General features: G+C 39.1%; 16 protein-coding genes. 10 read left to right on the plus strand and 6 right to left on the minus strand.

Going from position 1 to position 18,454, the window contains the following annotated elements; all coding sequences use genetic code 11:
* Positions 1–56 precede the first annotated feature (56 nt).
* On the minus strand, positions 57–1,046 hold the full coding sequence (gene tal / locus BLV99_RS06670) for a transaldolase (RefSeq protein ID WP_092688960.1): 990 nt from the start codon (positions 1,044–1,046) through the stop codon (positions 57–59).
* An 87-nt stretch (positions 1,047–1,133) separates the two neighbouring features.
* Complete coding sequence (gene aceR / locus BLV99_RS06675) at positions 1,134–2,024, minus strand: HTH-type transcriptional regulator AceR (protein WP_092688963.1); 891 nt, start codon at positions 2,022–2,024, stop codon at positions 1,134–1,136.
* Positions 2,025–2,128: 104 nt separating this feature from the next.
* On the opposite strand from aceR, the gene aceI reads away from it, so the two are divergent.
* A complete protein-coding gene (gene aceI, locus BLV99_RS06680) occupies positions 2,129–2,557 on the plus strand; it encodes a chlorhexidine efflux PACE transporter AceI (protein WP_092688966.1) in 429 nt (142 codons plus the stop codon).
* Positions 2,558–2,711: 154 nt separating this feature from the next.
* On the opposite strand, the gene BLV99_RS06685 is transcribed toward aceI, so the two are convergent.
* On the minus strand, positions 2,712–4,229 hold the full coding sequence (locus BLV99_RS06685; RefSeq protein ID WP_092688969.1) for an acetyl-CoA C-acetyltransferase: 1,518 nt from the start codon (positions 4,227–4,229) through the stop codon (positions 2,712–2,714).
* 241 nt (positions 4,230–4,470) lie between these two features.
* On the opposite strand from BLV99_RS06685, the gene BLV99_RS06690 reads away from it, so the two are divergent.
* The 5 genes from BLV99_RS06690 (at position 4,471) to dnaX (ending at position 11,049) form a co-directional block, all read left to right on the plus strand.
* Positions 4,471–5,862, plus strand: a complete 1,392-nt coding sequence (locus BLV99_RS06690) for a 3-oxoacyl-ACP reductase (protein WP_086184463.1) — start codon at positions 4,471–4,473, stop codon at positions 5,860–5,862.
* A 164-nt stretch (positions 5,863–6,026) separates the two neighbouring features.
* A complete protein-coding gene (locus BLV99_RS06695; protein ID WP_086184462.1) occupies positions 6,027–6,881 on the plus strand; it encodes a MaoC family dehydratase in 855 nt (284 codons plus the stop codon).
* Positions 6,882–6,979: 98 nt separating this feature from the next.
* The gene (locus BLV99_RS06700; protein ID WP_092688972.1) at positions 6,980–8,230 is read left to right on the plus strand and encodes a serine hydrolase domain-containing protein; all 1,251 of its coding nucleotides are present in this window, start codon (positions 6,980–6,982) and stop codon (positions 8,228–8,230) included.
* A 120-nt stretch (positions 8,231–8,350) separates the two neighbouring features.
* Positions 8,351–8,812 carry a copper resistance protein NlpE N-terminal domain-containing protein gene (locus BLV99_RS06705; RefSeq protein ID WP_092688975.1) on the plus strand — a complete coding sequence of 154 codons (462 nt, stop codon included), beginning with the start codon at positions 8,351–8,353 and terminating at the stop codon, positions 8,810–8,812.
* Between the two features lie 134 nt (positions 8,813–8,946).
* Positions 8,947–11,049: a DNA polymerase III subunit gamma/tau gene (gene dnaX / locus BLV99_RS06710; RefSeq protein WP_092688978.1), complete on the plus strand. Its 2,103-nt coding sequence runs from the start codon at positions 8,947–8,949 to the stop codon at positions 11,047–11,049.
* Positions 11,050–11,051: 2 nt separating this feature from the next.
* Here the strand turns inward: dnaX and BLV99_RS06715 are convergent, their stop codons facing one another.
* On the minus strand, positions 11,052–11,489 hold the full coding sequence (locus BLV99_RS06715; protein ID WP_092688981.1) for an acyl-CoA thioesterase: 438 nt from the start codon (positions 11,487–11,489) through the stop codon (positions 11,052–11,054).
* A gap of 122 nt (positions 11,490–11,611) precedes the next feature.
* Positions 11,612–12,772, minus strand: coding sequence for an iron-containing alcohol dehydrogenase (locus BLV99_RS06720; RefSeq protein ID WP_092688984.1), 1,161 nt, complete (start codon positions 12,770–12,772; stop codon positions 11,612–11,614).
* A gap of 381 nt (positions 12,773–13,153) precedes the next feature.
* Between BLV99_RS06720 and BLV99_RS06725 the strand changes: the two genes are divergently transcribed.
* The 4 genes from BLV99_RS06725 to BLV99_RS06740 are packed head-to-tail and all read left to right on the plus strand — an operon-like array spanning position 13,154 to position 16,904.
* Positions 13,154–13,678: a low molecular weight protein-tyrosine-phosphatase gene (locus BLV99_RS06725; RefSeq protein ID WP_092688988.1), complete on the plus strand. Its 525-nt coding sequence runs from the start codon at positions 13,154–13,156 to the stop codon at positions 13,676–13,678.
* 13 nt (positions 13,679–13,691) lie between these two features.
* The gene (murB, locus tag BLV99_RS06730) at positions 13,692–14,726 is read left to right on the plus strand and encodes a UDP-N-acetylmuramate dehydrogenase (protein ID WP_092688991.1); all 1,035 of its coding nucleotides are present in this window, start codon (positions 13,692–13,694) and stop codon (positions 14,724–14,726) included.
* Between the two features lie 6 nt (positions 14,727–14,732).
* Positions 14,733–15,860 (plus strand): YdcF family protein, encoded by a 1,128-nt coding sequence (locus tag BLV99_RS06735; protein ID WP_092688994.1) that lies wholly within the window; start codon positions 14,733–14,735, stop codon positions 15,858–15,860.
* Positions 15,861–16,904 (plus strand): alpha/beta hydrolase, encoded by a 1,044-nt coding sequence (locus BLV99_RS06740; protein WP_092688997.1) that lies wholly within the window; start codon positions 15,861–15,863, stop codon positions 16,902–16,904.
* A 489-nt stretch (positions 16,905–17,393) separates the two neighbouring features.
* Here BLV99_RS06740 and BLV99_RS06745 read toward each other — a convergent pair whose 3' ends face one another.
* On the minus strand, positions 17,394–18,392 hold the full coding sequence (locus tag BLV99_RS06745; RefSeq protein WP_086184452.1) for a helix-turn-helix transcriptional regulator: 999 nt from the start codon (positions 18,390–18,392) through the stop codon (positions 17,394–17,396).
* Positions 18,393–18,454: the final 62 nt, after the last annotated feature.

The raw sequence follows: 18,454 nt of genomic DNA on the forward strand, positions 1-18,454 counted from the left end.
AAGCCGATGTTGCATGATAGCAAAATCGGCCTTATTTAACTGTAAAAATCACATTTTTAAGGCTGAATTTCAGCATCTAAGCCAAAAGATTGACGCAGTAGGGTGCTGAGTTGTTCACGGGCTTTAATAAAGCCATCAATGCCACTTTGTAAAAGTTGGAAAGACATTAAGTCATGTTCAAGTTGCGCTTTAAATGTTTCTTTGGTCAAAGGTGTAACAATACGCTGACAATGCGCTTGTGCGTGGTTATTTGAAAGTTGCGCAGCCACTTCGCGTTGATCTTGTTCAAGTTCTGCGAGCAGGTTTGGAGAAACGGTGAGTAAGTCACAGCCAGCCAATCCTAAAACTTGATCTATACTACGGAAGCTTGCACCCATAATTTCCGTTTTAATGCAGTGTTGTTTATAGAAATGGTAAATTTGCTTTACAGACAATACGCCCGGATCTTTATCAATCGGGTAGTGATCTACATTTTCTGCTTTTTTGTACCAATCTAAAATACGACCGACAAAAGGTGAAATAAGGGTGATATTGGCTTCGGCACAGGCTTGAGCTTGATGTAAACCAAATAATAACGTGAGGTTACAGTGAATACCTTCTGCTTCTAATGCTTTAGCAGCTTGAACACCTTCCCAAGTTGAAGCAATTTTAATTAAAATACGATTTTGCTCAATCCCGTAGGTCTGGTATAGGGCAAGGAGTTCTTTGGCTTTGCTAATCGTGGCTTCGGTATCATAAGACAGTGCAGCATCAACTTCAGTCGACACACGACCTTTAATCAGTTTTAAAATTTCAACGCCAAACTTGACCGTAAGAATATCAATGGTACGTTCAACTAAAAGATCGTCACGATAACCTTCAGACTTGGCTTGCTCAAATGCAGCTTCAATCAGCGCTTTATTTTCAGGTTGACTTGCAGCAGCAGTAATCAGTGAAGGATTGGTTGTTGCATCCAGTGGAAGGAATTTTTCAATAGCTGAAAGGTCGCTACTATCGGCAACAATGGTGGTTAAGTTTTTTAATTGGTTTAAGGCTGATTGAGTCATTGGTGTCTAGTTCTTAAAGTTATTTCCCGTATATTTGTTATATCACAATCTCCTTTTATCAGAAGTAAAAAGCGGTATAAGGCATGTCTATTTTGTGTTTTTTCTTGAATTTCGGATGTGATTAATCAAAAAACGAGCAGCTGAGCCAAGTTGGCTTTCACGACTCCAGACTAAATCGACATAATATTCAAATTTAGGGCTGAAATCTAAAAAGTTAAGAATTTTAAGCTGCTGTTTAATATGCGGATTCTGATTTAACATTTCTAAAGGTAAAACGCCCCAACCCAAACCTTGCATAATCATCGAGCAGGCAGAAAGATTGTTGTCTGTACGCCAATATTTTTTTGAAAAGAGTAATTCAGGCTTAAGTGTACGGTCACGACTGGCCACAATAATTTGACGACTTTGTAATATTTGTTCATAGCTGACTTGTTCAAGTGCAGCTAAAGGGGCATGAATGGCAGCGACAGGTACTAAAGCTTCACGCTTTAGTTCGACAAATTGTTCGCTACTTTCCAACTGTTCGCGTTCAAACATCAGTGCCAGTTGAGCAGACTGATTGAGTAGCATTTTTTGCGCATCTTCTTGTGGTGCTGAAAAAACATTGATTTGCAGCTCTGGAAATTGCTTTTCGATTAGTGAAATGTAGTCTGTCCACTGGATATGCAGCAGTTCGGATACCACCACAATATTTAAAGATGACTCCAAGCCTTCACTTAAGGCAAAAGCATGTTGTTTCCATTGGTTGATTTCGATCAGTAATTGTTCGGTTTTTTCATACAAAATGATGGCTTGTGGTGTGGGAATAGGTTCGCGTCCAACACGCTGAAACAGGGTTAAATTGAGGTCAATTTCTAAATTGGCAATCGACATACTGACCGCTGAAGGAACTTTCCCCAGTTGTCTGGCGGCAGCAGAAAAAGATCCCGTTTCAATTACGGTTTTAAAAATGGTCAGTTGTTCTTGATTGATATTCATTTGTTTATTTAACCTATCAATTATTTTGAAAGAATCTGACTCGATTAATCAATAATACAAACATAAAATACCAAACATCAAGTTAAATTAAAGAGTATTTAAAAATGTTGATTTCCAAGAGAAGGATTATTCATGCACTGAGCTATGAGATCATCCTGTTGGTCATCATCGCAATTGCATTAAGTGTGATTTTTAAAATGCCGTTAGAAGTGACGGGGCTTCTGGGTATTGTGATGGCTGTGACATCGGTGATCTGGAACATGGTATTCAACCATTTCTTTGAAAAATTTGAAGCCAAGCACCAGCTAAAAAGAACCGTGAAAATTCGTATTTTGCATGCGATAGGTTTTGAAGGTGGTTTGATGTTGACCACGATTCCGATGGTGGCTTATGCTTTGCAAATGTCTATTTGGCAAGCGATTGTGCTAGATTTTAGTTTAACCATGTGTATTTTGGTCTATACCTTTATTTTCCAATGGTGCTATGACCACATTGAAGCACGTATGGGGTATCGACCTGCACATTCAGCTTAAACACATTTGATGATGACGTTAAGTCATATTGATGGTTGAGACTTTATTGGGCATTTATAGCCGCTTTGGGTTATCCAATGTTATTTGAAAGATTGAAAAAAAACCGCTTGTTTATACAAGCGGTTTTTTTATTTAAAAAGTAAAAGCAGCGCTCTTATTTTTCAATAATGGCGGTTACACCTTGACCACCCGCAGCACAGATCGATACTAAGATACGACCTGAACCTTTTTGATTCAATAATTTTGCCGCAGTCGCGATAATACGACCACCTGTTGCCGCAAATGGATGACCAGCAGCAAGTGATGAACCTTTTACGTTGAGTTTAGTGCGGTCGATTGAACCAAGCGGCGCATCTAAACCTAAACGCTCTTTACAGAATTTTGGATCTTCCCAAGCTTTCAAGGTTGAAAGTACTTGAGATGCAAATGCTTCGTGGATTTCATAATAGTCGAAATCTTGTAAAGTAATACCCGCGCGTTCAAGCATACGTGGAACTGCATAAGCAGGTGCCATCAATAAGCCTTCTTTCTTCGTCACGAAATCTACCGCAGCAGTTTCAGTAAAGGTTAAGTAAGCTAGTACTTCATGACCATTGGCTTTAGCCCATTCTTCTGAAGCTAAAAGTACACAAGATGCACCGTCAGTCAGTGGCGTTGAGTTGCCCGCAGTCATGGTACGTGCATCACCTTTACCAAAAGCAGGTTTAAGTTTCGCTAATTTTTCTACAGATGAATCTGCACGTAAGTTATTGTCACGCTCTAAACCTAAGAATGGTGTAATCAGGTCATCGAAGAAACCTTCTTCATACGCTGCTGCCATTTTTTGGTGTGAAGATGCAGCAAGTTCATCTTGCGCTTCGCGTGCAATACCCCATTCAAGTGCAGTAATCGCTTGATGGTCACCCATAGAAAGACCTGTACGTGGTTCGCCATTTTTAGGCGCATCCATCAAATCTTTCAGGTTAATTTTAGTTAACGCTTTTAAGCGGTCTTTCGCTGTTTTTGCGATGTTCAATTCAAGTAATGCTTTACGTAAACCGTCACCAAAAGCGATCGGTGCATCAGAAGTGGTATCTACACCACCCGCAACACCGACTTCAATTTGACCGAGTGCAATTTTATTCGCTACAAGGAAGGCTGCTTGTAAGCCAGTACCACATGCTTGCTGAAGATCATAAGCAGGTGTTTCTGGAGCCAATTCAGTATTAAGCACACATTCGCGAGTCATGTTAAAGTCACGGCTATGTTTTAAAACTGCACCTGCAACGACTTCGCCTAAACGTTGACCTTGTAGGTTAAAACGCTCAACAAGACCATTTAACGCAGCGGTAAACATATCTGAGTTTGATGCAGTGAAATAAGCACCGTTTGAACGAGCGAATGGGATACGGTTACCACCAATAATAGCAACGCGGCGAACTGTGTTTTGACTCATGGTTTTATCCTGTTGAACAGACGTTTGAGTTGTAGATTCAGATTTTTTTGTAGTTGAAGGAGTACTTTGACTACGAGGTGACGTAGAACGAGTGCGAGTCGTTTTGGTCGTATTCGTTGCTGGTTGTGTTGCAGTGCCTGAACTTTTAGCTGTGCGTGAAGTTCTTTTTGATGTATTTGACACTGTTTCCGCAGCAGAATTTTCGACTGCTGGATTTTCTTGAGTTGTCTTGCTCATAAGGCTTTTCCAAGCATGCTTACAGTATTCTTGGCGCTTACATTAACACAATACAGAATACCCTGAATTGACTAAAATGACATTGCGCAAAGCATTCAGGTCAAGACATCTAAGGTTTAACTCAAGTATGATTCTATGGAAACTGATGGATCTATTGAAATAAGAGTATCTGACATCATATTGAAGTTAAAAGGATATCTTTAAATCCATCAAAAATTAATTAGTATGAGAGATAATAAACATGACTGACCAATACCAAACCTTTGCAAAATCTCCTATTGGTAAATTTGTCATCAAAAATTTAGGTCTGCCAGCACCTACTTTTTTAGAACGTTTTGAATCGGCTACGCCTGTGGTAAAAGGGGCAGTTTTATTCGGTGCTGCACCTTCAAGTACATTATCTGCTGCGATTGCACAAGTTTTGGCAAATATTCATGCCAATAGCTATGCAGGCAACAATGCTGAATTGCAACAAACAGCGGCTAAAACAGGTTTAAACCTAAGTGCATTTAATGCAGGTGATAAAGAGTCGAAGTTTAAAGCGATCATTTTTGATGCTTCAGGTATTCAAAATTCTGAACAGTTAAATGAGCTGTATAACTTCTTCAACCCGATTGCACGTCAAATTCAAGCATCTGGTCGTGTGATTGTGGTTGGTATTACACCTGAAACTGCAAAAACTGTAAAACAAGCCATTGCCCAACGTGCGCTTGAAGGCTTTGTAAAATCAGTGGGTAAAGAATTCAAAAAAGGCATTGCTGCAAACCTGATCTATGTGGATGCTGGCGCTGAAGCAAATCTTGAGTCTACAGTTCGTTTCGCATTATCACCACGTTCAGCTTATGTGTCTGGTCAAGTGATTCGTGTATCTAAAGCGAATGTAATTGATGTAGATTGGGCTAAACCACTTGCCGGTAAAACAGCAGTGGTAACAGGTGCAAGCCGTGGTATTGGTGAAGCCATTGCCCATGTTTTGGCACGTGATGGCGCACATGTAATTTGCTTGGATGTGCCACAACAACAGGCAGATCTTGACCGTGTAGCAAGCGAGATCGGTGGTTCAACTTTAGCAATTGATATTACAGCGAACGATGCAGGCGAGAAAATTAAAGCGGCTGCGGCTGCACAAGGTGGTTTAGACATTATCGTTCATAATGCAGGGATCACTCGTGACAAAACTTTGGCAAATATGAAGCCTGAGCTTTGGGATTTGGTCATCAACATCAACTTGTCTGCAATTGAACGAGTAAATGATTATTTACTGGAAAATGATGGTTTTAATACCAATGGTCGCATTGTTTGTGTATCTTCAATTTCAGGCATTGCGGGTAACTTGGGTCAAACCAATTATGCAGCATCGAAAGCAGGTGTTGTGGGTGTGGTTAAATTCACAGCGCCAATCTTGAAAAATGGCATCACCATTAATGCTGTTGCTCCTGGCTTTATTGAAACGCAAATGACAGCTGCTATTCCTTTTGCAATTCGTGAAGCAGGTCGTCGTATGAACTCGATGAGTCAAGGTGGTTTAGCTGTTGATGTGGCTGAAACCATTGCATTGTTTGCATCTTCGGCTTCTACAGGTTTAAATGGTAATGTTGTCCGTGTATGTGGTCAAAGCTTGTTGGGTGCTTAATTTAAAATCCTTGAATTTTCCCTCTCCTTAAAGGAGAGGGTTAGGGAGAGGTAAAATTATTTGTATTATAAATCGGATGGAATTTCACCCTCATCCCAACCTTCTCCCTGAGGGAGAAGGAGCTTTCAAAAAATATTGAAATAAAAACTTCTCAAAGGTTCAGTATGAATACTCGCCATTTTAGCCAACTTCCAAAGCCTTATTTAGCTTATCCAAAAGTGATTCAAGGCTTAATTTTTAAAAAACCGAAAGGTGAAAAGGTGCTACCGCAAGTTGAATATGTGGTGGATTCATTTAAGGTCGATCAACAACATTTAAAAGCCTACAACGCAGTGTGTGGCTTTAAAAATAATGGTTATATTCCTGCCATTTATTTGGCGGTGTTATCGCAAAGCTTACAAATGCACATGATGACCACTGAAGCATTTCCATTTGCCATTTTAGGTTTGGTGCATATTCGGAATCAAATTAAGCAAACGCGTAAAGTGGGTGTAAATGAGCAACTGAGCTTGTCTTGTCAGTTTGGTGCGTTACAGCCACATGATAAAGGTGTGCAATTCGATTTTATCACCACGGCTAAAGTGGGTGATGAAGTGGTGATGGAAGGTACAACGACTTATCTGGCTCGTCAAAAAACCGATGGAAAAGTTGCAGCAAAGGCAGTCGAAACAAAAACACCCGCTTATGAATTGAATGCAGAATGGAATGTTTCTGAAAATACGGGTCGTCGTTATGCATTGACTTCAGGTGATTTTAATTTAATTCACATTCATGCCATTACAGCCAAAGCTTTTGGTTTTAAACAAGCGATTGCACATGGGATGTGGAGTAAAGCCAAAGTACTGGCCAGTTTAACTTTGCCAGATCGCTATGAAGCCGATGTTTGGTTTAAGTTGCCAATGTATTTGCCTTCAACAGTTGAGTTTTTGACAGCTCCAGCGGGTAAAAACACCGAATTTTTAATTCGAAATAGCAAAAATCAAAAGCCACATGTGACAGGAAGTGTTAAAGCACTTTAAAAATGAAGGAGCCTAAATCAACTAGTAATAACTTTTTGATTTAGGCTTTTTTATGCGCTAAATTCGAATAAAAATAAGTGCTAAGGACAGAACCTAAGATGAACAATATTAAAGAATATCTCTTTGCCAATACAGAACATTATCAAGGTCAGGTGGATGAGCGATTTATAGACCTAGCCAAACAATTTAGCCGTATGCAGGATGCCCGAGCTGAACAAGGTGGGGCTGCGTTGGTGGTATATTTTCAAGGGCAAAAAGTCGTTGATATTTATACGGGGAAAAAGTCAGCCACTGAAAACTGGCAAGCCGATACTTTGTCGATGTGTTATTCCACGGGGAAAGGTGTACTTTCGACACTGGCGCATATTTTAGTTAGTGAAGGTTTTTTAGCTTACGATGTCCCTGTTGCGCATTATTGGCCTGAGTTTGCACAAAATGGTAAAGCACAAATCACCTTAAGGCATATGCTGAGTCATCAAAGTGGCTTATATGACATTCGTAACTTGATTGCTGATGCGTCTGAAATGGCGGATTGGAATCATATGCTTGATGTATTCGCACAAGCCAAACCGCGTTTTGCAGCAGCGACAGATGCTGCCTATCAACCACTGACTTTTGGTTGGCAAGTGGGTGGTGTGCTTGAAAAAGCCACTGGAAAAGCTTTGTCAGATTTAATGCAACAGTATCTTGTGCAACCATTGCAATTAGACGGTGCATATTTTGGGGTTACGGCCGCTGAATTAGCCCGTGTTGCTCGACCATTATCTAAAGTAAAAACAGCATCAAATCAGTTATCACCAGTAAAATTGAAACCAAAGAAAGCCTCACCCTTAGATAAATTGATTGAATGGTCAGGACAAGATCCGAAGGACTTTCAAGATGCGATGATTCCCAAAGGCATGAAAAATTTTAGTTTCTTGAGTGATGAAGGTTTAAAAGCGGTCATTCCTGCTGCTAATGGTGTTTTCACTGCTAATAGTTTAGCTAAAATTTATGCCATGCTTGCTAATGAGGGAAAAGTGGGGGATCAACAGTTGATTCGACCTGAAATATTTACAGCGTTAAGTACAATACAATATAAAAAACGTGACCGCATTATGCCTTTAGCCATGCATTGGCGTATGGGGTATCACCGTGTATTAACATTGGGTAAATCATCAAACGGTTTTGGGCATATGGGCTTTAATGGTTCTGCTGCTTGGTGTGATCCTGAACGACATTTAAGTTTTGCTTATACGCATAATTTCCCAACGACCTCGATTGCAGGTGACTATCGTCTTTGGGGTTTAAGCCAAGAAGCTTTACGCTGTGCAGATATGCGATTAAAAGGGCGAAAGGGTTGGTTCTAATTTTTTAAGACTTATATTTAAGGTGATGCGTATTTAATGTGATGAGACATTTTGCAGGGGTGGATTTTGTGAAAAGTGTGATATTTTCTTTGCACTGAAATTATTAGCTTAAGTTTTTTGATGAAAAAGCCGCTTCTTATTCCCTTAATTGCATCGTCTGTTTTATTGGGTTGTCAGGATTCTAAACAGTCTGATCATGAAAATAAGACTCAAACTGACTCTATTTTGCAGCATAAAATTACGGTGGCGAAGTGGGTTGGTGAGTATCAAGGAACAACGCCATGTATGAGCTGTATTTCGCGTTGTGAGGAATGTCCTGGCATGGCTGTAGATTTAGTGCTCAATCAAGACCAAACTTATACTTTAAAGCGTGAAAGTTTAAGTGGTCATAATGAGGTCGAAATCTTGACAGGACGGTTTCGGTTTAGCAATCAGGATCAGAGCAAACTTGAATTAATACAGGTCAAGACTCGTCATTTAATTTATGTTGATTTAGAGCAGCAACTACTTGAAATTTTACAAGATAATACGGGTCATCTATATGCTTCGGAAGCTGATTTTATTTTAGAAAAGAAAGTTTAGCTTACTTTTTAAGTGATTGTAAAAATCTAAAAGATAGATCGACTTATGGCATTGTTGATCTAAAGCTTTTGCAGATTGTTCATTCACTCTTCGGCAAAAAAACAGTATGCTTAGACCTGTAAAAAGGAGCATACATGTATCAGGTACTTGCGCGTAAATATCGTCCACGTAATTTTAATGAATTGGTTGGACAAAACCATGTGTCACGAGCACTGACCAGTGCCTTAGATCGTGGTCGTTTACACCATGCGTATTTATTTACTGGCACACGTGGGGTAGGTAAAACCACCATTGCACGTATTTTAGCGAAGTGCTTGAACTGTGAAACAGGTGTCACCTCAACGCCGTGTGAAGTATGTCCAACGTGTAAAGCGGTCAATGAAGGTCGATTTATCGATTTAATTGAAATTGATGCTGCATCACGAACCAAAGTTGAAGATACTCGTGAATTACTTGATAACGTGCCTTATGCACCCACCCAAGGTCGCTTTAAGGTTTATCTAATCGATGAAGTGCATATGCTCTCGACGCATTCTTTTAATGCGTTATTGAAAACGCTAGAAGAACCGCCAGAACACGTTAAATTCCTTTTTGCAACCACCGATCCGCAAAAGCTTCCAATTACCGTCATATCGCGTTGTCTGCAATTTACTTTACGTCCACTGGCTGTAGATGAAATTACAGTACATTTGACGGATATTTTACACAAAGAACAGATTCAAGCGGAACAAGATGCGATTTGGCAAATCGCTGAATCTGCACAAGGTTCACTTCGGGATGCCTTGTCTTTAACTGATCAAGCGATTGCGTATGGTCAGGGGGCGATTCAGCATCAAGATGTCAAAGACATGTTGGGTTTGATTGACCGCACCATTATTTATGATTTGATTTTAGCCATTCATCAAAATCAAAAGCAACGTGTCAGTGAATTGTTGATGCAATTTAGACAGCAGGCTTTAGATGTATCATTGGTTTTAGATCAGTTAATTTCAACTTTGCATGAATTGGCACTCTTGCAATATTTACCCGATTTAAGCTTGAAATATAGTGCTGAAATTAATAAAAAAATCATGCAATTATCGCAGCTCATTTCGGCACAAGATTTACAATTGTATTATCAAGTGTCATGTAAAGGTCGTGCAGATTTACAATTGGCGGTCACACAAGAGCAAGGTTTTGAAATGTGCGTGTTGCGCTTATTGGCGTTTCGTCCATTACAACCCAATGAAGTTGTAGTGTCTGCAACACAACAGCTTCAGCAACAACAACCAGTGCCAGCCGTCGTACAGAATGTGCAACAACAGATTGTTGATGAATATCCCACAGCAGAAAGTGTTTTAGAAATTCCAACTATAGTCACTCAGCCAAATATAGAACCATCTTCAGATGATTTCTTAGATGAGCCACTGGATGCTGTGGAAAAAAATATTACAGAAGCAACTTTAACCGAAAATTCAGATCAAATGATCTTTGATCCTGCTTCGGAAGATGCCTTATTTGATTTAGACGAATCGAATGATGATATTAGCATTGCAGCAAATGATGAACCGAATAGTGATGATTTCCTCTTTGATGAAATTGCCCCTTTAAATACTGATGTGGAAACAATAATCACAGAACAGGGCGCAGAAAATGATGCTGCTGTAGTTTTAGAAGCAGATTTATCCTTTCGCCAACAACAGATGCCAATTGAAGCGCTACAACCTAGTATAAACTCTAAAGTTGAGGTGATTGATGAGCCTGTTCATGCGTTAGAGCAAGCAAAACTTAAACAGCCAACAGCAGTGATTGAAGCTGTATCGAAGCAAAATGAAAACTTGATGCCGCAAGATATTTTAAGGCTCACACCGCAACAACTTGACGGTGAGTGGACTGTAGATAAGTGGGAATACTGGTTTAGAAATAGTACATTAACGCCTGCGGTACAAGAGCTGGCACAACAGGGTGTGATGACGGGGCAAATTGATGGTGAGTCGCTATTTCAGATTGCACCAAAATATGAGCAGTTGTTAAATCAGTTACAACACACTTTAGAGCAAGCCTTAAAAAATGAATGGCCCAACACGCATTTTCAGGTGAAATATGCAGAAGTTGAAGCCACAACCCCCTATAGTCTGCAAAATGAGCGTAAAGAAAAAGCCTATGCACGGGCTTCAGAATTACTGCATGCGGAATCTGCGGTGAAGGATATTTTGCAAAATTTTGAGGGTGAACTACAGAATATTCAATTGAAATAGGTTTATCTGTTCATACTGTATTGCAATAAAGCATCTCGCATTTCAATTGGAGTGGAGGTGCTTTTTCGTGTTTGTCGATCCACAAAAACATGGACAAAATGACCTTGCGCAGACGCAACATCATGGAATTGTTTGAAAATAGCTAAATCGTATTGCACGGATGAGTTTCCCAGTCTGGAAATGACCACACCGACTTCAATAATTTCAGGATAAGAAAGTTCTTGAAAAAAGCGACAAGTGGAATCAACCACCAATCCAATGATGGGTGAATGTCGAATATCAAAGTTGGCTTTTTCAATCAGTAAAGCATTGGTGGCAGTGTCAAAGTAGCTGTAATAGGTGACATTATTGACATGACCGTAGATATCATTATCTGACCACCGTGTTTGTATCGGTAGAAAGTATAAAAAATCAGCGCGTTGTTTGGGGATTTGCTTCATTATCATTTTATTTTTAATAGGCAATGAACATTCAGTTGTACTGTTAAAAATAAAGGAATGCAAGAGGGGAAAAGCACGGTCATTTATAGCGTGTTAAATGACCATCAGCTGAAAGTTATAGATTATGCGTAAATTGCTTGATAAATTTGTAAGGCATCTTGTTGGATTAGTTCCCGCGGGTTGTTTTGTAAAAGTCGCGTTTGCAACATGGCATCATTGGCAAGTTGTTCAAGCATATTTTCAGCAACATTCAAATTTTTTAATTTTAAAACCAAACCACTTTTATCTAAATGATTTTGCATATGGTCAATAAATAAGTCACATAAACCGTCAGTACAGCCCGTACTTTTGGGGTCTAACCAGCACATTAGTTCAGCATAGTATTGTTTTGCATGGGGTGCATTAAATTTTAAAACTTCGGTTAAGACTAAAGCATTGCTATGACCATGCGAAATATGGAAATGTCCCCCGAGTGGATAAGCCAGTGCATGTACTGCGGCAACAGGTGCATTGGCAAAGGCTTGACCTGCAAGCATGGAACCGACCAACATATTTTGACGTGCTGCTAAATTCTGACCATCTGCCAAGACTAGACTCAAATTATGGTTGAGTAACCTTAATGCTTGTTTTGCAAGCATATCGGCATAAGGATTCTTTTTGATTTTAGAGGTATAGGCTTCAATGGCATGTACCATCGCGTCAATTCCTGTTGCTGCTGTAATATGCGCAGGCAAGTTTTGAGTAAATGTGGCATCTAATATTGCTACATCAGCAAATAAAACAGGAGAGACAATTCCCATTTTTGTGGTTTCACCGGTGGTGACAATAGAAATGGGCGTGACTTCAGACCCTGTACCAGCTGTAGTGGGCACTAGGAATAATGGCAGTCGAGGTGGTTTGGCATTATTAATACCATATAAGTCTGGCAATGTTTGCTGCTGTTGTGGATGAGCAAGTATGGCAATTATTTTTGCTACATCTAATGAGCTGCCTCCGCCAAAACCTAAGACAATATCGACTTTTTCATTTTTTGCGAATTGAACTGCATTTAAGACGATATGTTCGGGTGGGTCTGCTTGAACACTCGAATAAATAACATAATCAAGTTGAATGGTTTCTAAAATTTTAATAATGGGTAAATGCAATTGTTGTTGAATCATGCCTGCATCAGTGACCAACAACAGCTTTTTATAGGGCTGCTGTTGTAATAATGGTTTTAACTGATAGATCGAGCCGAGCCCTGAAATAATATTCGAGACGGTCTGGAATTGAAAATGGCTCATCTATTGCATCCTTTTTTATATCAAATTCAAGATTATTGTTTTAGCGTTCTATAGGGTCTATTGATATTTGAAAAATGGATTGCGTTGTTGGCTAAAATGGAGCAGGCAAGCTATGAAACGTAGACCATAGCGAGACTATTTTCAAGTTTCATTACGAAGACTGAGATCATTTTAGCCACAACCTTTCAGGACAAGCGAGTTTTTGCCTCAACTGCATTACGAATGATTCACTTAGAATAACTAAGCTGCATCATCCTGCCTTGTATTGTCTAAAAACACGCGTTGTCGCAACCACTTTGAAATGCCAATAGACCCTAGGATTCATCCTATAAATAACTTAACATAAGACACCTGAAAATAAAGCTGTTATCGAGGTTGTTTATGTCATCCCAAACGCCATATAAGGTGTTATGTGTCTGTTTAGGAAATATTTGCCGTTCTCCAACGGCAGAAGTTGTACTTAGACATTTTTGTGATAAACAACAACTCAATATTGTCATTGATTCTGCTGGAACCAGTAATTATCATCCAAACAAAGCACCCGATGGGCGTAGTCAACAACATGCTTTAAAACGTGGCTATGACTTGTCTACATTACGGGCTCGTCAACTCAAAGCTCAAGATTTTATTGATTTTGATCTAATCTTGGCGATGGATCATGAAAATTTATTCAATATTGAAGCGCTTTTAACGCAAGTTCAGACAGAATATGGTGTCAGTCAGATTCGGGCAAAAATTGCATTGATGAGTGAATATGATCAAACTTATCTCAAACAAGCCTTACCAGATCCCTACTATGGCGGGGAAGATGGTTTTGAACGTGTATTAGATCAGTGTGAATCGAGTAGTTTGGCTTGGGTCACTATTTTTAAACAACAGTTCAAACAACAGACAGATGTAAAATAAAGGTTTAAGAACAATGAATATCCAAAATCAAATTCAGCTTAAGCCTTTTAATACCTTAAGTCTTGATGTAACAGCATCGCATTACATCAAAGTTCAAAGTAATGAAGTATTAGTTGAAGCACTCAATTATGCCAAACAACATGCGTTAAATGTTTTGATTTTGTCTGGCGGTAGCAATATGTTATTGCCTGAACAGATTCATGCACTGGTGATTCATATGGATATTCAGGGCATTGAATATCTTACTGAAGATGAGCACAGTAAAACCATTCGAGTGGGTGCAGGACAAATATGGCATGACTTTGTGTTATGGACGACTTCTCAGCATTTATACGGCTTACAAAATTTAGCTTTAATTCCCGGTTTAGTCGGTGCATCTCCAGTGCAAAATATTGGTGCTTATGGCGTTGAAGTCGGTGAGTTTATTGAATCCGTTCAAGTTTATGATCGTCAATTGGAAAAGTTCAGCACCATTTTTGCAAAAGATTGTGATTTTTCATATCGACATAGTATTTTCAAAGATGATCCAAACCGTTTTGTGATTACGCATGTGATTTTTAAATTGCTTAAGCATGCGGATTTAATGCTGAATTATGGTGATTTGAAGCAAGCGGTGGGTGATGAACAAACTGCGGAGAATCTGCAAAAGCAAGTGATTGAAATCCGTCAAAGCAAGTTACCCGATCCCAAAGAATATCCTAACGTCGGAAGTTTCTTTAAAAATCCGATTATTACAGAACAGCTTTATGACCATTTAGCGCTAACATTTTCAAATTTGCCTCATTACCCTCAAGCGAAAGGTGGGGTTAAAATAGCGGCAGGATGGTTGATTGATCAATCGGGTTGGAAAGGTAAACAGCTCGGGATGGTGGGTATGTTTCATAAACAAGCCTTGGTTTTGGTCAATTATGACAAGGCTACGTTGGTAGATGTACAAGCAACTTATCATGCAGTACAACACGATGTTTATCAAAAATTTAACATTTTATTAGAGCCTGAACCTGTATTGTTTAATGAGTCAGGTTTAATTCGTTCACATTTGGAATAAGAAACTATGGCGAAAGCACATTGGATGGTTCGACTGGTACAAATAGCTTCTGTGTTATTTGTACTGTTCGGCTGTTTTATGGTTTTGATTTATTCGCCATTTTATTCGCAGTGGGTTGTGAAGGGGCTTAACCATTTTGTTCCTGTCGAAGTCAATCAAGTTGCAGCAAAAAGCCAACAAATGGCAGCATTAAGTGAACATGAAAATTTAGAACCCGGTTCTAAACTGTGGATTGCACGTCAAGCCTATTTAAAGTTGATGGAAGAAGCGATACAAAGCCACAATTCTCAAGATTTGACTGTGATTCAAGCGCGGTATAAAGCCTTGCAACAAATGATTGAGGAAGCACAACAGCAAGAAAAGGATGAACAGGAAAAACCACGTATTCCGTTACTTGCAAAAACAGTGGACGAGGAAGTAGAACAAGCAGATCCCACACAAGTGGTTAAAGATTTATTGGATTTGAACAGTACTGAAAATAAAGCGTTAATGGAAAAATATGTAGAATTTCTTCGCATGCATAAAATTGCAGAGCAAGTGGTTGCTCAAGAACCTGTAGATGAAACGATTTATCAAGATATTGCATTAATTCATGAACAGAATGCACAGCCTCAACTGCAAAGTTCAAAACCTTATGCCATTGTGGTATTGGGTGGAGGACTGACTTTAGATAAGAATGGTCAAGATATTGTGGTCAATGATTACACGCGGCTACGCTTAGAAAAGACTTTAGCGATAGAAAAACAATATCAATTACCGATTGTTTTAAGTGGTGTAGAAGCACCTTATATGCAGCGATGGTTAAAGAAATATGATGTGGATGCAAAATTACTGGAAGATCGAAGCATGAATACTTGTGAAAACTCGCGTTTTAGCTCGTTATTATTACAAAAAAAAGGTGGAGCACCGAGGGTGATTTTAATCACAGATCGTTATCATATGCCGCGTACACGTCGTTTATTTGCATTAAATGGTATTGAAACCGTACCTGTTGAAGCACCGATGCCAACACAGTTGACTAACTGGCGTCCAAGTCAGCAGAATTATGATCATAGTCGCCGTGCGAATTATGAAATGTTAGCCACGATTCGTGATGTTTGGTTTGGTTCAAGTGATTGTCGGGAGGTGCCTTAAATGTCAGATATCCCATTTTTAAATCCAACGATTTTAAAACAGTTAGATTTACCTGTTCCGAGTCGAGAAACCACACCACAATTACTCGAAGCATTAAATCTAAATCGGCCTTATCACCCTTCGGTTGAAATTCAAGCTTATCGTAAGTTGTATGGTTTAAATTTATTAGCCTGTGAGCAGTGGCAAGGCTATGTGCAAATGCCTTTATTTAAATTGCATGTACAAGTCTTTCAACCGCATTTAGAAAATCTGCCTTTTGATCAAATACGTGGGACGGTATTTCTACTACATGGTTATTTAGAACATAGTGGTATTTATCAGCCGATTATTGCTGAATTGCTGGAACAGGGTTTTAGTGTAATCACCTATGATTTACCCGGTCATGGTTTAAGTGACGGTTCACCTGCGAATATTAAAAACTTTGATCATTACCAACATGTTCTACATGCGGTATATCAATATGTGAAAAATGCCAGTCAATTGCCTAAACCGTGGTTGGGTATTGGACAAAGTACAGGTGGGGCAATTTGGCTGCATCATTTATTAGATTTTGCACAGCGCCGTGAAAATCCTTATGTAGAACGCGTTTTATTGCTTTCTCCATTGATTCGACCTGCGAAATCTGCTTGGTGGCATAATTCAGTTGGCTTGGGCATTATTCGACGCATTAAACGTCAAGTGCCACGTCATTTTAGACGCAATAACCACAATCCTGAGTTTCTACGCTTTGTACGGTTAAAAGATCCTTTACAGCCACGGATGATGGGCATGGATTGGATTTTAGCGATGTCTAAATGGATGCAAGAGATGGAAGCACGTCCAGCCTGTCGTATTCCTGTATGGTTGGCGCAAGGTGCGTTAGATGAGACGGTTGACTGGCGTTACAATATTGAGTTTATTCGGCGTAAGTTTCGACTTCAAACCTTATTGATGTTGGAAGAGGGTTCTCATCAATTGATTAATGAACGTGCCGATATTCGTGCAGCATTGACTGGCTTAATTCCTGCCTTTTTACATGCACAAAGTTCAGATGGTTATTATTAAAACTTTATCGTAGTCTTGATATAAAAAGAGGTCAGATCAATATGGCCTCTTTTTTTGATTAAAAATATGGGCTTTTAGATCAGAAAAATTTTAAATAAGAAATAAGGTTTTACTTATTTGAGTTTTACATACGTTTTGATTTATACCCGCGATTTGATAAAAGTTCACAATAAATGCTTAATAAAAATTCAGCTTTAATTTGCTGATCTTATGATTTCTCAAAAGTTTTATGCTGTATTACATTGGTTTTAGTTTAGTCACAAGAGGTCGTTAATATGACAATGAAATCAATTCGGTATAACAGTGGAGATCTGGCTTGCTAAAGCTTAACTGCACAACTAAAACCAACAATCATCAAACTTTATATCGGGGTGCAAAAATAAAGTTTGATGGCTTTTTCCGACAATGTAACGACAATAAAACAAACATACAACGATAATGCTTTTGGAGTCCCAGCTATTGGGACTCTTTTTATTTCAATGACTTGGTTTAATCTGTAAGTTGACGTACTGCATTAGAAAGGTCAATCGGTTCAATATGTTGAATTTTGTTGCCAAAGCTTCTTAACCACCAAACCAGTTGTGAAGTAAAGGGTACTGTAGCGGTAATTTGTGCTAAACCATTTTCCAGTTTTTGTATGGTTTGGTCTTTGCTGAGTTGGCTTTCATCAAAATAGTGCGCATCTTCTTCGGACATGGTTAATTCTAAAGCAATATTTTCGGTTGCCTTGTTATAATCTACTCTAAAACCTAATGCACCAGAGTCAATATAAGCATCAATGTCAAAGTGAATTGGATGCATTGCGCGTGAGTTTAAAACAATGGCTGATTTAAAACGGTGCAAGGCAAAAGTTTGAATATCGGTTTTATCATGGCGAGTACAAATTAAATAAATAATCGCACCTTTTTGTACCAGTGCTAAAGGATTTAAAGTATAGGTTTTTTCTTCACTTAAATGACTACGTCCTTGATAAACACACTCTAATTGTTTGTCTTGCAATAAGCCTTCATAAATGGCTTGTTGAGCGAATTTATCAACTAAAGGCGGAATAAGCGGCTGATTCGCTGGAACAATACGAACACGATTAATCCATTGGCGGACATTGTTTTGGGTGGATAAGCTACGACGTGCCAAATCAAACCATGGATTCATCTCTTCAATTAGACTTGGTGGCAGTAAGTGTTTTAAATGTTCTTCTACCATCATGAACGTCACCGCTTGAGAGCTGGTCATATGCGGTAAACTTTGAATAGGTGCATCTGAACGCCAACGCCAGCCTTGAGGAACCGTTTTACTACTTTCAATAGGAAAACGTAGCGAGATTTGATTTAAATCACGCTGAATGGTGCGTAGGCTGATATCAATACCTTCACGTTGCAAAATTTCTTGTAATTCTCGAGTACCCATCCACTTCCCAGTAGAAAGGCGAGATAAAATTTGCCATTGACGGTACAGACTGTTGGATGTTTCTTTTTCTTGTGAAGACATAACTGAAATTAAAAATCGAGTAGCTTGTTTATATCTGCATTGCTTGCCGAACACAATAAAAA

The sequence above is a fragment of the Acinetobacter kyonggiensis genome (assembly GCF_900107285.1).
Classification (GTDB): domain Bacteria; phylum Pseudomonadota; class Gammaproteobacteria; order Pseudomonadales; family Moraxellaceae; genus Acinetobacter; species Acinetobacter kyonggiensis.

Bases quoted from the DNA above. Each gene is read 5' to 3' on its own strand.
- BLV99_RS06740 (WP_092688997.1), top strand. From the start codon at position 15,861: ATGTCAGATATCCCATTTTTAAATCCAACGATTTTAAAACAGTTAGAT.
- BLV99_RS06735 (WP_092688994.1), top strand. From the start codon at position 14,733: ATGGCGAAAGCACATTGGATGGTTCGACTGGTACAAATAGCTTCTGTG.
- BLV99_RS06720 (WP_092688984.1), bottom strand. From the start codon at position 12,772: ATGAGCCATTTTCAATTCCAGACCGTCTCGAATATTATTTCAGGGCTC.
- aceI (WP_092688966.1), top strand. From the start codon at position 2,129: ATGTTGATTTCCAAGAGAAGGATTATTCATGCACTGAGCTATGAGATC.
- BLV99_RS06700 (WP_092688972.1), top strand. From the start codon at position 6,980: ATGAACAATATTAAAGAATATCTCTTTGCCAATACAGAACATTATCAA.
- BLV99_RS06685 (WP_092688969.1), bottom strand. From the start codon at position 4,229: ATGAGCAAGACAACTCAAGAAAATCCAGCAGTCGAAAATTCTGCTGCG.
- tal (WP_092688960.1), bottom strand. From the start codon at position 1,046: ATGACTCAATCAGCCTTAAACCAATTAAAAAACTTAACCACCATTGTT.
- dnaX (WP_092688978.1), top strand. From the start codon at position 8,947: ATGTATCAGGTACTTGCGCGTAAATATCGTCCACGTAATTTTAATGAA.
- BLV99_RS06745 (WP_086184452.1), bottom strand. From the start codon at position 18,392: ATGTCTTCACAAGAAAAAGAAACATCCAACAGTCTGTACCGTCAATGG.
- BLV99_RS06690 (WP_086184463.1), top strand. From the start codon at position 4,471: ATGACTGACCAATACCAAACCTTTGCAAAATCTCCTATTGGTAAATTT.
- BLV99_RS06725 (WP_092688988.1), top strand. From the start codon at position 13,154: ATGTCATCCCAAACGCCATATAAGGTGTTATGTGTCTGTTTAGGAAAT.
- BLV99_RS06715 (WP_092688981.1), bottom strand. From the start codon at position 11,489: ATGAAGCAAATCCCCAAACAACGCGCTGATTTTTTATACTTTCTACCG.
- BLV99_RS06705 (WP_092688975.1), top strand. From the start codon at position 8,351: ATGAAAAAGCCGCTTCTTATTCCCTTAATTGCATCGTCTGTTTTATTG.
- aceR (WP_092688963.1), bottom strand. From the start codon at position 2,024: ATGAATATCAATCAAGAACAACTGACCATTTTTAAAACCGTAATTGAA.
- murB (WP_092688991.1), top strand. From the start codon at position 13,692: ATGAATATCCAAAATCAAATTCAGCTTAAGCCTTTTAATACCTTAAGT.
- BLV99_RS06695 (WP_086184462.1), top strand. From the start codon at position 6,027: ATGAATACTCGCCATTTTAGCCAACTTCCAAAGCCTTATTTAGCTTAT.